Source organism: Nocardioides korecus, assembly GCF_054778395.1.
On record NZ_BAAGZO010000002.1, the window covers coordinates 287,550 to 299,610 of the forward strand.

The 12,061-nt window shown below is 72.9% G+C and carries 13 protein-coding genes; 5 read left to right on the forward strand and 8 right to left on the reverse strand.

Annotation, left to right across the window (positions count from 1 at the left end):
• Nucleotide 1: 1 nt before the first annotated feature.
• From ACYVDA_RS04655 to ACYVDA_RS04680, 6 genes are read right to left on the reverse strand one after another with little or no spacing between them, the layout of a single operon-like run.
• Entirely contained in the window at nucleotides 2-1,336 is a 1,335-nt protein-coding gene (locus ACYVDA_RS04655; protein WP_460815403.1) for an FUSC family protein, read from the reverse strand.
• A gap of 52 nt (nucleotides 1,337-1,388) precedes the next feature.
• Nucleotides 1,389-1,646 (reverse strand): hypothetical protein, encoded by a 258-nt coding sequence (locus ACYVDA_RS04660; RefSeq protein WP_460815405.1) that lies wholly within the window; start codon nucleotides 1,644-1,646, stop codon nucleotides 1,389-1,391.
• Nucleotides 1,643-1,945: a hypothetical protein gene (locus ACYVDA_RS04665; protein WP_460815409.1), complete on the reverse strand. Its 303-nt coding sequence runs from the start codon at nucleotides 1,943-1,945 to the stop codon at nucleotides 1,643-1,645. Before ACYVDA_RS04665 ends, ACYVDA_RS04660 begins: the two co-directional genes overlap by 4 nt.
• Nucleotides 1,942-3,357: a hypothetical protein gene (locus ACYVDA_RS04670; protein ID WP_460815412.1), complete on the reverse strand. Its 1,416-nt coding sequence runs from the start codon at nucleotides 3,355-3,357 to the stop codon at nucleotides 1,942-1,944. The genes ACYVDA_RS04665 and ACYVDA_RS04670 overlap by 4 nt, the downstream gene beginning before the upstream one ends.
• Complete coding sequence (locus ACYVDA_RS04675; protein ID WP_460815414.1) at nucleotides 3,357-3,665, reverse strand: hypothetical protein; 309 nt, start codon at nucleotides 3,663-3,665, stop codon at nucleotides 3,357-3,359. Before ACYVDA_RS04675 ends, ACYVDA_RS04670 begins: the two co-directional genes overlap by 1 nt.
• Nucleotides 3,666-3,693: 28 nt before the next feature.
• Nucleotides 3,694-4,332, reverse strand: a complete 639-nt coding sequence (locus ACYVDA_RS04680) for a hypothetical protein (RefSeq protein ID WP_460815416.1) — start codon at nucleotides 4,330-4,332, stop codon at nucleotides 3,694-3,696.
• A gap of 276 nt (nucleotides 4,333-4,608) precedes the next feature.
• On the opposite strand from ACYVDA_RS04680, the gene ACYVDA_RS04685 reads away from it, so the two are divergent.
• From ACYVDA_RS04685 to ACYVDA_RS04695, 3 genes are all read left to right on the forward strand, one after another.
• On the forward strand, nucleotides 4,609-6,195 hold the full coding sequence (locus ACYVDA_RS04685) for an amino acid permease (RefSeq protein ID WP_460815418.1): 1,587 nt from the start codon (nucleotides 4,609-4,611) through the stop codon (nucleotides 6,193-6,195).
• The gene (locus ACYVDA_RS04690; RefSeq protein WP_460815420.1) at nucleotides 6,192-6,962 is read left to right on the forward strand and encodes an SDR family NAD(P)-dependent oxidoreductase; all 771 of its coding nucleotides are present in this window, start codon (nucleotides 6,192-6,194) and stop codon (nucleotides 6,960-6,962) included. The genes ACYVDA_RS04685 and ACYVDA_RS04690 overlap by 4 nt, the downstream gene beginning before the upstream one ends.
• 87 nt (nucleotides 6,963-7,049) lie before the next feature.
• Nucleotides 7,050-8,039, forward strand: a complete 990-nt coding sequence (locus ACYVDA_RS04695; RefSeq protein WP_460815422.1) for an aldo/keto reductase — start codon at nucleotides 7,050-7,052, stop codon at nucleotides 8,037-8,039.
• 28 nt (nucleotides 8,040-8,067) lie between these two features.
• On the opposite strand, the gene ACYVDA_RS04700 is transcribed toward ACYVDA_RS04695, so the two are convergent.
• Together ACYVDA_RS04700 and ACYVDA_RS04705 are read right to left on the reverse strand one after the other, a co-directional pair.
• Nucleotides 8,068-8,895: a formate/nitrite transporter family protein gene (locus ACYVDA_RS04700; RefSeq protein WP_460815425.1), complete on the reverse strand. Its 828-nt coding sequence runs from the start codon at nucleotides 8,893-8,895 to the stop codon at nucleotides 8,068-8,070.
• 83 nt (nucleotides 8,896-8,978) lie between these two features.
• Nucleotides 8,979-10,151: a glycoside hydrolase family 3 N-terminal domain-containing protein gene (locus ACYVDA_RS04705; RefSeq protein ID WP_460815428.1), complete on the reverse strand. Its 1,173-nt coding sequence runs from the start codon at nucleotides 10,149-10,151 to the stop codon at nucleotides 8,979-8,981.
• A 223-nt stretch (nucleotides 10,152-10,374) separates the two neighbouring features.
• Between ACYVDA_RS04705 and ACYVDA_RS04710 the strand changes: the two genes are divergently transcribed.
• Nucleotides 10,375-11,115: a dihydrofolate reductase family protein gene (locus ACYVDA_RS04710; protein ID WP_460816111.1), complete on the forward strand. Its 741-nt coding sequence runs from the start codon at nucleotides 10,375-10,377 to the stop codon at nucleotides 11,113-11,115.
• The gene (locus ACYVDA_RS04715) at nucleotides 11,112-12,020 is read left to right on the forward strand and encodes a dihydropteroate synthase (RefSeq protein WP_460815430.1); all 909 of its coding nucleotides are present in this window, start codon (nucleotides 11,112-11,114) and stop codon (nucleotides 12,018-12,020) included. Before ACYVDA_RS04710 ends, ACYVDA_RS04715 begins: the two co-directional genes overlap by 4 nt.
• Nucleotides 12,021-12,061 lie beyond the last annotated feature (41 nt).

Consider the following 12,061-nt stretch of genomic DNA (forward strand, 5'->3'; position numbering starts at 1 on the left):
CTCAGAACTCCCCGCGGTGCGGCGGGTGGGGCCGGCGTACGTGCGGGGGCATCTGCAGCACCTGGGTCTCGTCGTCGGGGCCGGTGCCGGGCGGCGGCGGGGGAGGGGCGTCGTGGTGGGGCCAGTGGTGCGGCGGCAGCGGAGGGCGCTTGTGGGGGCGCAGGCGCAGCTGTCGGCGTACGCGCTGGTCCAGGTCGAGCTCGCGCAGCAGCCGCTTGACCGTGCTGCGCTGGGAGCTGCGCAGCTCGAGGACCTCCGTCGACGACGCCGAGGCGATCTCCTCGGCGAGCCGGTCCTTGGTGCGGTGCAGGTCGTCCAGGGCGGTGCGCACGCGGTCGACGTCGTGGCGCGACAGGTCGGTGCGGACCTGTCCCTCGTTGGCCACGAGATCGCCGAACGCGCCGATGCCGGCGGCCATCTCGCGCAGGGACTGGGCCAGTCGACGCAGCTCGGCGCTGCCCCCCGGCTCGGAGAGCCAGCTGCCGTCGGTGGCCTCGGCGAGGTCGCGCATCAGGCCGCGCAGGGAGACCGCGGAGTGCTCGAGCGCCTCGAGGCCCTGTCGCAGCCCGGGCTCGACGTGCGGCGTGCGCAGGCCGCGCAGGTTGAGCCGGCGGCCCTCCTCGGCCTGGAGCAGCGCGGCGCCGACCTGGGGGATGTCGTAGGTGATCTGGCGTGCCGCCCCCAGCCACCGGGCCGCCGCCGACCGCAGCCGGCTCGCCAACCGCTCGGGGTCCCCGTCGCCGGCGATGTCGTCCACCTCGGTGGCGGCGTCGTCGAGCATCGCGCGGATCCGGTTCGCGAGCCCGTCGATGGCCTCGCCGGCGTCGGCGACGGCGACCTTGGGCGGGAACAGCAACGTCATCAGCACCCCGCCCGCCGCGCCCACCAGCGTCTCGGCGATCCGCTGCCACGCGGCCGTCTCCGCGCCGATCGAGCCGACGCCGAGGACGAGCATCGCGCTGATCGCGACCTCGATCAGGTTGGAGCGGAGCCGGAGGTACTGCCCGATCGTGAGGGCGATCAGGATGAGCAGGCCCAGGCTCCACCAGCGCAGGGGGACGACGGCGGCGAAGCCGATCGCGAGCACGACCCCGGAGACGACGGCGACGACGCGGTCCAGGCCGCTGGCCAGCAGGGACATCGGGGTCACCTGGACCACGAGCATGGCGGTCAGCGGCGCGAGGAGCGGCTGGGTGCCGGGGAAGAGCAGGATCCCGACGACGTAGCTGGCCGTGGCCGCCACGGTGATCCGCGTCGACCACGCGACCCGCTCGCGGCCGTCTCGGCGTACGCGCTCCAGGTCGGCCGCGAGGACCCTCCGCCACCAGGTGTGCACGGGTCCATCATGGGACCGCCCGCGGACCTGGTCGAGCCCCGGACGGCGTGGCTCAGGACAGCGCGGAGGCGAGGCCCAGGGCCAGCAGGAGCAGCGGGAAGGTCAGGGCCGAGGCGACCAGGCCGATGCCGAGCTGCCGGGCCCGGCCGGGAAACGTCAGCAGGCCCAGGCCCACCACCGGTCCGCCGAGCCAGAAGGTGAAGGCGGCGGGCGCGGCCATCCCACCGACGGCGAAGGGCAGGGCCACCAGCAGGATCCCGAGAGCGGCGCCCACGGGGCTCAGAGGGCCGTGCAGTGCGCGTGCGTTCACGTGAGCAGCACCCACAGGCTCGGCAGGGCGCAGGCCAGGCCACCGGCCACGAGGCCGATCCCGAGTCCGCGTGCGTGCGCACCCGGGGCCCGGGTCAACCCGGCGCCGAGGAGCGCGATCACGACGGCCAGGCCCAGGCCGGCGGCGTACCCACCGGTCTCGGTCTCGCCGACCCCGGTCTTCCCCCCGACCAGCAGGAAGACCAGGACCCAGAGGGCGGGGACGACCGGCGTGACCCAGGTGGCGGCGGCCCAGGAGGTCGTGCGGACGACCGTCTCGGACGAGGTCGTGGTGCTCATACGTAGACACCCCCGGCCGGAGCCTCTTGACCGAAGGGGGGCCAGGGATCGATCTGGGTCGGGTCGCTGGTCCCGCCCAGCTGGACGCCGTGGCGGGGCGCGTACTCGTAGTAGGGACCCGAGATCGGACGTCCCAGCTGCCCGAACTGCTTGATGGCGTCCGAGTCGGGCCCGCTCCCCACGTCGTGGTGCTGGGGGAGCTCGAGCAGGGGGCCGAGCGACCCCTCGTTGTCGGCCGCGTCCTGGTCGAGCGTCGTCGTCGCGCCGCCGGCCGGGTCGTCGTGGTAGACCTCGAACGCCGGGTAGTCCCCGATGGAGCCGTCGAGGCCCCAGTCGGTGCCGTCCCCGCCGGGCGTGACGACGATGTCGCCCTTGACGGTGTGGGAGCCGGTGGGGTCGGGCGGGGAGAACGGGTTGGCCGCGTCGTACTCCACCCGCACCGCGCCCGTGGTCGTCTGCGACACCAGCACCTGCGGCGAGGCCACCCGGACCTCACCCTCGGTGTCGACCGACGGGTTCTGACGCGCCACGACCGTGCCGGTCTCGTAGTCGATGTAGAGCGACACCCGCGCCTGCTCGGGGTCGAAGTGCTCGTTGGGCCCCCGGTTGTCGCCGATGTCGTAGTTGGGCACGTTGAAGACCTCGTCGGAGGGGATGTAGAGCGCGAGCCGCACCAGCCCCTTGCCGGGCTGGGGGGTGATCCGGCCGACCTGGAGGACGGCGTCGGTGCCGGCGTTCTTGGGCTGGTAGGAGTGGGGGTCCAGCATCGCCGCCATGCTCCAGTCGGTGGTGCTCGTCGGCGGTCGGCCGTAGAAGGCGGTAAAGGCGGCCATCTGGTTGGCGTGCCGGTCGGCCTCGGTGGTCGGGCTGAACGGGAGCGTGCCGGCCTGGGCCAGCGTCCCGGTGCCGCCGTCGAAGGCACCGGTCCCGGCGGAGGTGAGCACGGACTGCAGGTCGTGGTCGGCCCGGTCGGCGCGGGTGAGGGCGTCGGTGATCTGCGTGGCGCACTCCACCAGGCGCGCGTGCAGGACCATGTCGGGGTCGCCCGAGGTGCTGCCGGGGTCGGAGACCACCACCTGGCCGCCGGTCTCGGTGACCTGCCACCCCTGCTGGCCCGCCAGGGCCCGGGCCGAGGCGAGGCTGGACTGAGCGGCCTGCACCTCGGAGGCGGCGGCGTCGAGCGCGTAGATGACCTGCGACAACGGTGCCGCCAGGTCGTTCAGGTCGTCGTGGATCGTGGTGAACCGCTGCCGCGCCCTGGTCGCGTCGTCGCTCTGCCAGTCGGCCGGTGGCTTGCCGCCGTCGATCTCGTCCTGGAGGGAGAGGATCGACGCGCGGTCGGTCGTGAGCAGGTCGGCGGCGGTGCTGAGGTCCGCGGGCTTCCACGAGGCAAGCTCGGAGATGCTGACCATCAGTACGCCGCTCCCCTCGGAACGGCGCGGCGGAAGTTGTCCGCCGCGGTGTTGTCGGTCGTGGCGTACGCCTCGGAGCAGGCCTCCATCGTCCGGGCGTACTCCGTCGCGTTCGTGTGCCAGGCGTCGAGATCGGTGCGCCAGCGGGTGCCGCAGCTCGAGGCGGCCCCGGCGCTGGACGACCCGGGCAGGGCCGTGGCGATGGTCGCGAGCCTGGTCTCGGGCTTCACCGGCACGATCTGCGCAGCTGCCGACTCCATCTGCGCCGACGCGCGCGTGACCGCGTTGTGGTCGATGCTGATCCCCACGAGACAACCCCCCGGTCGGTTCGAGCGCCTAGTGTTCCACGACCGGCTCGAGCGGCGTGGCATCTCGCATCGCCACCGGGTCCGACAGCCAGGACCAGCCGGTCGCGTCTCCCTCCGGGGAGTCCAGGTCGCCGAGCAGCCCCACGACGTTGCCGTCCACGGAGGCCAGCGCGGCGACGTCCCAGCGGTCCACGTCGTCCCACCGTGCGACCACCCGGAAGCGCTCGTCCTCCTCCACGGCCCACCGAGCTCGCGACTGGTCGACGGCCAGCGACGTCTGGACGCCGCCGGGAGCCGAAGCCGTCCACGAGCTCTGGGCGGACACGACGCGAGCCGTACGCCGTCCGCCGCGCCCCGGCGTCACCGTGCCGGGCAGCAGCCCGGTCTCCGTCGCGGCGACGAGCCCACCGGTCAGGAGGAGCGGCATGCCCCGGTCGAGCGCGATGGACATGTCGCCCAGCAGTGGCGCGCCGAGCCGCCACAGCTCACCCGGGTCGTCGTGCACCCAGACGGCCCCGACGCGGTGGAGGTCGCGCACCGTGAGGTCGAGCGCCACTGGCTCGTGGCCAGCGGCGCGCACAAGATCCGCGGCGGAGCCCGTCACTTCCTCGGGCTGCTCGAGCGGGACGTCGAAGCGGTCGGGGGTCCCCAGCAGTCCGATGCGCATCGGTGGAGGCTATCCCGAGGGCGCGACGTGGGCGGCGCAATCCGTCTTCGACGCTGGCGGGGCACCAGCGAGGTCGGGGCCAACAGCGGCTCGGCCACAGGCGCTCGCTGGCGAACTTCTATTCCGTAGCCAGAAGGGTCGATACCTGCGTGACGTCTGGGTTACCACCCGGCGTGTCAGGTGCGGACGGCGTACGCCGAGGAGGATCCTGCGCTCAGGTCGTCATCTCTCGGACCCACGGTGACGCAGCCCCCCGGCTCGAAAGGCACCCTCGCCATGGCTCGACAGGCACCGAAGAAGAACGCGCAGGAGCAGTACTCCGACACCGACCGGGACGACGACGTCAAGGCGCTGCACGGGATGGGCTACGCCCAGGAGCTCGAGCGCACGATGAGCAAGTTCTCCAACTTCGCGATCTCGTTCTCGATCATCTGCATCGTCTCCGGCGGCATCAACTCCCTGGGGCAGGCGACGGCCGGGGCCGGGGGAGCGGCGATCGGGATCGGGTGGCCGGTCGGTGTCGCGATCTCGGGCGTCTTCGCGCTGGGGCTGGCGCAGATCTCCTCGGCGTACCCGACGGCCGGCGGGCTCTACCACTGGGGCTCGATCCTGGGGAACCGGTTCACCGGCTGGCTCTCGGCCTGGCTCAACCTGCTCGGCCTGGTCACGGTGCTGGGCGCCATCAACATCGGCACCTACTACTTCCTCGTCGGTGCCTTCGGCGAGCGGGTCGGCTGGGACGACACCCTGACCAACCGGGTCCTCTTCATGGCCGTCATCACCGGCATCCAGGCGGCGATCAACCACTTCGGGATCCGGCTGACCGCCAAGCTCACCGACATCTCCGGCTACCTGATCTTCGCCACCGCGATCGCCCTGACGATCGCCTGCCTGGTCGCGGCGTCCGGGTTCCCGATCTCGCGGCTGTGGACCTTCCACGACTACACCGGCACCCCCGGCGCGAGCGGCGTCTGGCCGAACCACGTCGGCATCTTCATGGCGTTCCTGCTCGGCCTGCTGCTGCCCGTCTACACGATCACCGGGTACGACGCCTCCGCACACACCTCGGAGGAGACCGTGAAGGCCGCCCACAACGTGCCCCGCGGCATGGTGTCGTCGGTGTTCTGGTCGGGCCTGGGCGGCTGGATCATGCTGTCGTCGTTCGTGCTGATGATCCCCAACATGGACCAGGCCGCGAAGCAGGGCTTCAACGTCTTCTTCTGGGCCATGGACGCCCAGATGAACCACGGCGTGCGCGACGTGCTCTACGTCCTGATCTTCGTCTGCCAGTTCCTCTGCGGCCTGGCCACCGTCACCAGCGTCTCGCGGATGCTCTTCGCCTTCTCCCGCGACGGCGGCATCCCCGGAGCCTCGAAGATGCTGGCCACGGTCAGCCCCAAGCGCCGGGTGCCGGTCGCGGCGATCTGGACCTCCAGCGTGCTGGCCACGCTGTTCGTCTGGTTCACCTCGGCGATCACGATCAAGGGCACGCCGGCGTACAGCATCGTGGTGTCCTGCACCGTCATCTTCCTGTTCCTCTCCTTCACCCTGCCGATCGCGCTGGGCCTGCTCACCATCGGCGGGAACAAGTGGCCGCACATGGGTCCGTGGAACCTCGGCATCACGGCCTACCGCGTCGTCGCGGTGCTCTCGATCCTGGCCATGGCGCTGCTGCTGTTCATCGGCGTGCAGCCGCCCAACAACTACGCGCTGCCGATCACGATCGGGTTCATCGTGCTCGCGCTGGTCGTGTGGGTCGCCTTCGAGCGGCGGCGCTTCCAGGGCCCGCCGATGGGTGACGTCATCGCCGCCCGCGAGGCCGCGATCGAGGCGGCCGAGGAGCGGGTCGGGGGCGGATCGTGAGCGCGGGTCGCTTCGAGGGCAAGGTCGCGCTGGTCTCCGGGGGCGCGGGCGGCTGCGGCGCCGAGGCCGTGAAGCTGCTGGCCGAGCAGGGCGCGAGCGTCATCGTGGTCGACCGGCAGGAGGACCTCGGGCGGTCGCTGGTGGCCGAGGTCGAGGCCGCGGGCGGTCGCGCGTTCCTCGCGTTGGCCGACGTCAGCCAGCCCGACCAGGTCCGCGACGCGGTGGCGCGGGGGACCGAGGCGCTCGGCGTGCCGACGCTGCTGTTCAACCACGCCGGCACGCTGGTGGTGAAGCCGTTCCTGGAGACGACCCAGGAGGAGTACGACTTCCTGATGGACGTCAACGTGCGCTCCATGTTCGTGATGACCCAGGCCGTCCTGCCCGGGATGCTCGAGGCCGGCGGCGGCGCGATCGTGTGCACGTCGTCGATCTCGGCGGTCGCGGCGACCCCGGCCGAGGTGCTGTACGACGTCACCAAGGGCGCCGTCCACCAGTTCGCCCGCGCCATCGCCGTGGAGTTCCGAGACCGGGGAGTCCGCTGCAACGCGGTCTGCCCCGGCTTCATCGACACCCCGCACGGCCAGCGCGAGCTGGAGTGGCTCACCGCCGCCGGCGTCGACGTCTCGCCCGCCGCGATCAAGGAGCAGCAGGGCCGGATGTGCGAGCCGATCGAGGTGGCCAAGGCCGCGCTGTTCCTCCTCAGCGACGAGGCGTCCTTCGTCAACGGCGCGCAGCTGTTCGTCGACAACGGGTTCACGGCCGTCTGAGGCGCGGGGTCCCGTCGTCGAAACCCGCGGACGGGGTACGTGGGGACACAGTGGGCGACGACGTACGCCGAGGAGAGGACCGCCACGATGAGGACACGCACGCTGAGCCACGGCCTGGAGGTCTCGGCCCTGGGGCTGGGCTGCATGGGGATGAGCCACGGGCTCGGGCCGGCCGCGGACCACGCCCAGAGCATCGCGCTGATCCGTGGCGCGGTGGAGCAGGGCGTGACGCTGTTCGACACCGCCGAGGTCTACGGCCCCTTCACCAACGAGGAGCTGGTCGGCGAGGCGCTGGAGCCGGTGCGCGACCAGGTCGTGATCGCCACCAAGTTCGGCTTCGACGTCGACTCCGACGGCTGGCAGAAGCCCGGGCTCAACAGCCGGCCCGAGCACGTCCGTGAGGTGTGCGAGGCGTCGCTGCGGCGGCTGCGCACCGACGTGATCGACCTCTTCTACCAGCACCGGGTCGACCCCGACGTGCCGATCGAGGACGTCGCCGGCGCGGTCGCGGAGCTGGTCGCGGAGGGCAAGGTGCGCCACTTCGGGCTCTCGGAGGCGAGCGCGCAGACCATCCGCACGGCCCACGCGGTGCACCCGGTGACGGCGCTGCAGAGCGAGTACTCGCTGTTCTGGCGCGAGCCCGAGCAGTCCGTCCTGCCGACCCTGGAGGAGCTCGGGATCGGGTTCGTCACCTTCTCCCCGCTCGGTCGCGGCTTCCTCACCGGCGCGATCGACCCCAGCACGACCTTCGGCGAGGGCGACATCCGCGCCAACCTGCCGCGCTTCCAGATCGAGGCGCTCGAGGCCAACCAGGCGGTGGTCGAGGCGATCGGCGCCGTCGCCGACGGCAAGGACGCCACGAAGGGGCAGGTCGCGCTCGCGTGGTTGCTGGCGCAGAAGCCGTGGGTGGTGCCGATCCCGGGCACCACCAAGGCCCACCGGCTCACCGAGAACCTCGGCGCGGTCGACCTCGAGCTCACCAGTGCGGACCTGGCGGCGATCGACGAGGCGCTGGCGCGCGTCGAGGTCGTGGGGGAGCGCTACAACGAGGCGATGCAGGGGATGATCGACCGCTGAGGTCGGCGTACGCCGCGCGGACGCGGGCTCAGCCGGTCTGGCCCTCGTCGCGGCTCTCGGCGACGCGGTGGGGGACCCGGAGGAGCCGGAGGCCGGTCACGAGCACGAGCCCGCCGACCAGGTTGCCGGACGCGGACCACCCGAGCGCACCGAGCCAGTCGAGGTAGGTGTAGCCGGCCTGGCCCGTCAGCAGCCCGGTGAACATCAGGATCGAGTCGAGCACCGAGTGGAAGAGCTGGGCGCCCACGAGCACGAACGACATCATCACCGCGGCCACCAGGCGCACGCCGAGGTCGTCGGTCGCGTGCTGCATCCGGGTGAGCAGGGTGATCACGGCGCCCGCGAGGACGGCGAGGAAGAACGAGCGCCACGACACGCCCAGGTGGGCGTAGTGCGACCCGGACGTCACCGCCACCTCGTGCACGTCCGGGAGCGCGATGACGATCATCGCGGCCATGGCCCACCCCGCGACCAGGTTGGCCGCCAGGGTGACGGCCCACAGCCGGAGCAGCTGGGCCACCGTGCCGACCTTGCCGACCACGGCGATCACCGGCACCAGGAAGTTCTCGGTGAACAGCTCGCTGTTGGCCAGGAGCAGGGCCGCGAACCCGATCGTGAAGGCCAGCGAGGCCAGCAGCGGGTTGCCCGTCTCGGCCTTCACCACGAGGTACATCAGCACCCCCACGCCGACGTCGACCCCACCCAGCAGGCCGGTCGAGACCAGCGCCAGCAGCGGACGGTCGAGCCGGTCGTGGCCCTCCTCGACCAGCCGGTCGTAGGTCTCCTCCAGCTCCGGCTCCTCCCGAGCGCCCTTCGGGGCCGAGACGCGCCCGGAGCCTCCCGAGGAGCTGCTCACGCGGACAGCCGGACTCGACGCGGGGGAAGACGCATGCCTGCGACGCTAGCCGCAGCGGGACGCTGCGTGACCACCCCGTGGGGTCAGAGCAGGCCGTGGCGCTGCTTGAGCGTCAGCAGCCGCAGTGCGGAGGCGTCCACGCGGGCGCGGAAGGCGGGGTCCTGCTGGGCCCGGGCCAGGACGGCGCGGTACATCGCCGGCAGGGTCACCGGGTTCACCGTCAGCACCAGGTCACCGCCGGCGGCCAGGAAGCGCACTGCCCGGGTGCCGGGGCTCCACGGCGAGACCTGGTGGGCGTTGGCCAGGTCGTCGGAGACGACGACGCCGTCGAACCCGAGGTCGTGGCGGAGCACGCCGCCGATCACGGTCGGGGAGAAGACGGCCGGGTTCCGGGCGTCGATGCGCGCGTAGTACGCCAGGGACACCATCACCGCCGGCACACCGGCCTCGACCGCGGCCCGGAACGGCTGCAGGTAGGCGTCGCCGCGGGTGGTCACCCGGTCGGTCACCCCGCGGGTCGTGTCCGTGTTGGCCGTGACGCGCCCCAGGCCGGGGAAGTGCTTGACGGTCGGTACGACGCCCCGGCTCGCCAGCCCGCCAACCAGGGCCAGCCCGTGGGAGGAGACCCTGCCGGGGGTGAAGCCGAGCTCGCGCCGGAAGACCCCGATCGGCGGGTTGTGCGCGGCCGCACGGGCGCTCGGCACGGTGTCGAGCACCGGCGCGAGGTCCATGTTCACCCCGGCGGTCCGCAGCTGGCCGCCCCACGTCGCGGCGCTCGCCCGGAGGCGACCCGTGCTCCACCCGCCCTGGGTGAGCGCCGACGGGATCCGCGACAGGCCCGGACCCTGGAGCACCTGGACGAGACCGCCCTCCTGGTCGGTCGCCACCAGCAGCCCGACGCCGTCCGTCGCGGCACGGGTGGCCCGGGCCCGCACAGCGCGGCTGACCCGGGCCGGGACGCCGGTGCCGCCGTGGCTGCGCCCGGTGAGCATCACGTTGCCCACGTGCAGGGTCGAGATCTGGGACAGCACCTGCCGGTTCGCCGACGTCGCCGGGGTGCCGACCATGAACAGCTGCCCGACCCGTTGGGGCAGCGTCATCGCGTCCAGCACCGTCGCGGCGTCGCGGGTGACGCGGGCGGGGGACGCCGGCGGGGCGGCGTACGCCCCGGGGGCCGCGGCGGCCAGGGCCGCCGCGACGGTGAGGCCAGCGAGGAGGGTGACTGCGGCGAGCGGGCGGCGGGCGGGTCCGGTCACGGGACACCTGAGCTCTCGGGACGAGGGCCCCATCGGCCCCAGGAGCGGAACGTACCCCAGGCCGGAGGCTCCTGATCAGGGGATTCGGTCACGAGGTCGGGGGTCTCGACGACGGGCCGGGCGGCTCTGCTCGACCGGCGGATGGTCGGCTTCGCCCGTCGGGGTGAGGCGGACGGGGGGCGGGCCTGCTAACCGGGGTCTGACTATGTTGTCGGGCGTGGAGATGATCTTCGGCCCGAGGCGTGGCCCCGTGGAGTCCGGTGACCTGCCCGAGCACTACCCCTGGCCCGACCGCGGGGGGCGGGCCTGGGTGCGGGCCATGATGGTCGCGACCCTGGACGGGGCGGCCGCGGGCTCCGACGGGCTCAGCGGCTCGATCTCGGGCGACGCCGACGGCGAGGTGTTCGTCGCCGTACGCCGGTTCGCCGACGCCGTGCTGGTCGGGGGCGGGACGCTCAAGGCCGAGGAGTACGGTCCGCTGCGCTCCACCGACGAGGACGCCGCCCGGCGCCGCGAGGCCGGCCAGGCCGAGGCGCCCGTGATCGCCGTCGTCTCCGGCTCGCTGGAGCTGCCGCTGGGCGAGGACGGGTTCACCGGCTCGACCGTGCGGCCGCTGGTGTTCACCACCGCCGACCCCGACCCCGAGCGGCTCGCCGCGGTGCGCGAGCGCTGCGAGGTCGTGCAGGCGCCGGGCGACACCGTCGAGATCACGTGGGTGGTCGACCAGCTGGTCGAGCGCGGCCTGTGGCGGATCGTGTGCGAGGGCGGACCGTCCCTGCTGCGCAGCGCCGCCGACGCGGGCCTGATGGACGAGGCCGACCTGACCTTCTCCCCGATGCTGGTCGGCACCTCGGCCACCCCCCAGACCGACGTGCTGGGCGACCCGCGCCGCTTCGCCCTGGAGCACGTGCTGACGGCCGAGGACTTCCTGATGGGCCGCTACGTGCGCCGGGACGCGTCGTGATCGACCTCCGCACGCTGGCCGCGCTCGTCGAGGAGCACGGCGCCGACCTGGACCACGAGGTCGCGCCGTTCCTGCTGGGCGACCGCAGCCTGGACACCGACGCCCGTCCCGCGCTGATGGGGATCGTCAACCTCTCGCAGGACTCCTGGTACCGCGAGAGCGTCGCGGTCTCCCGCGAGCACGCCGTACGCCGGGGCCGGACGCTCGCCGCCCAGGGCGCCGACCTCGTCGACGTCGGGGCCGAGTCCAGCGACGCCTCCACCGACCGCGTCGCCGCGCAGCAGCAGACCGACCGGCTGGTGCCGGTGATCGAGGAGCTCGCCGCGCACGGTGTGGCGACCTCGGTGGAGAGCTACCACCCCTCGGTCGTCGAGGCCTGCCTGAAGGCCGGCTCCTCGGTGGTCAACCTGAGCGGGTCCGCGGACGACGAGGAGATGTTCGGCCTCGCGGAGCGGTACGGCGCCTCGGTGGTGATGTGCCACATCGTCGGCACCCACGCCCGCGACCTGCAGGACCCGACCGAGGTGCCCGTCGCCGACGACCAGTTCCCCGCCATGCTCGAGGGCTTCGGACGCCGTCTGGAGCACGCCCGCTCGGTCGGGGTGCCCAGCGTGGCCGTCGACCCCGGCATCGGCTTCGGCTTCTCCTGGCTGCCCGACCCGCTGGACCGGGCGCGCTACCAGTCCGCGGTCCTGCTGCAGACCTTCCGGCTGCGCTCCCTGGGGGCGCCGGTGTGCCACGCGCTGCCCAGCGCGATGGACATCTTCGGCGAGGAGGTGCGCACGGCCGAGGGCTTCTTCGCCGTGCTGGCCTCGCTCGGCCGCACCGGCATCTTCCGCACCCACGAGGTCCCACGGGTCTCCGCGGTGCTCGACGCGCTCGCGATCCTGCCCGTCCGGCTGTAGCCGGCCCCACCAGGCGTGCCCCCGCCGGGCGGGGCCGTTAG

Excerpts from the sequence above, each read along its gene's own strand:
- ACYVDA_RS04665 (WP_460815409.1), bottom strand. The coding sequence starts at position 1,945 with ATGAGCACCACGACCTCGTCCGAGACGGTCGTCCGCACGACCTCCTGG.
- ACYVDA_RS04670 (WP_460815412.1), bottom strand. The coding sequence starts at position 3,357 with ATGGTCAGCATCTCCGAGCTTGCCTCGTGGAAGCCCGCGGACCTCAGC.
- ACYVDA_RS04680 (WP_460815416.1), bottom strand. The coding sequence starts at position 4,332 with ATGCGCATCGGACTGCTGGGGACCCCCGACCGCTTCGACGTCCCGCTC.
- ACYVDA_RS04685 (WP_460815418.1), top strand. The coding sequence starts at position 4,609 with ATGGCTCGACAGGCACCGAAGAAGAACGCGCAGGAGCAGTACTCCGAC.
- ACYVDA_RS04695 (WP_460815422.1), top strand. The coding sequence starts at position 7,050 with ATGAGGACACGCACGCTGAGCCACGGCCTGGAGGTCTCGGCCCTGGGG.
- ACYVDA_RS04710 (WP_460816111.1), top strand. The coding sequence starts at position 10,375 with ATGATCTTCGGCCCGAGGCGTGGCCCCGTGGAGTCCGGTGACCTGCCC.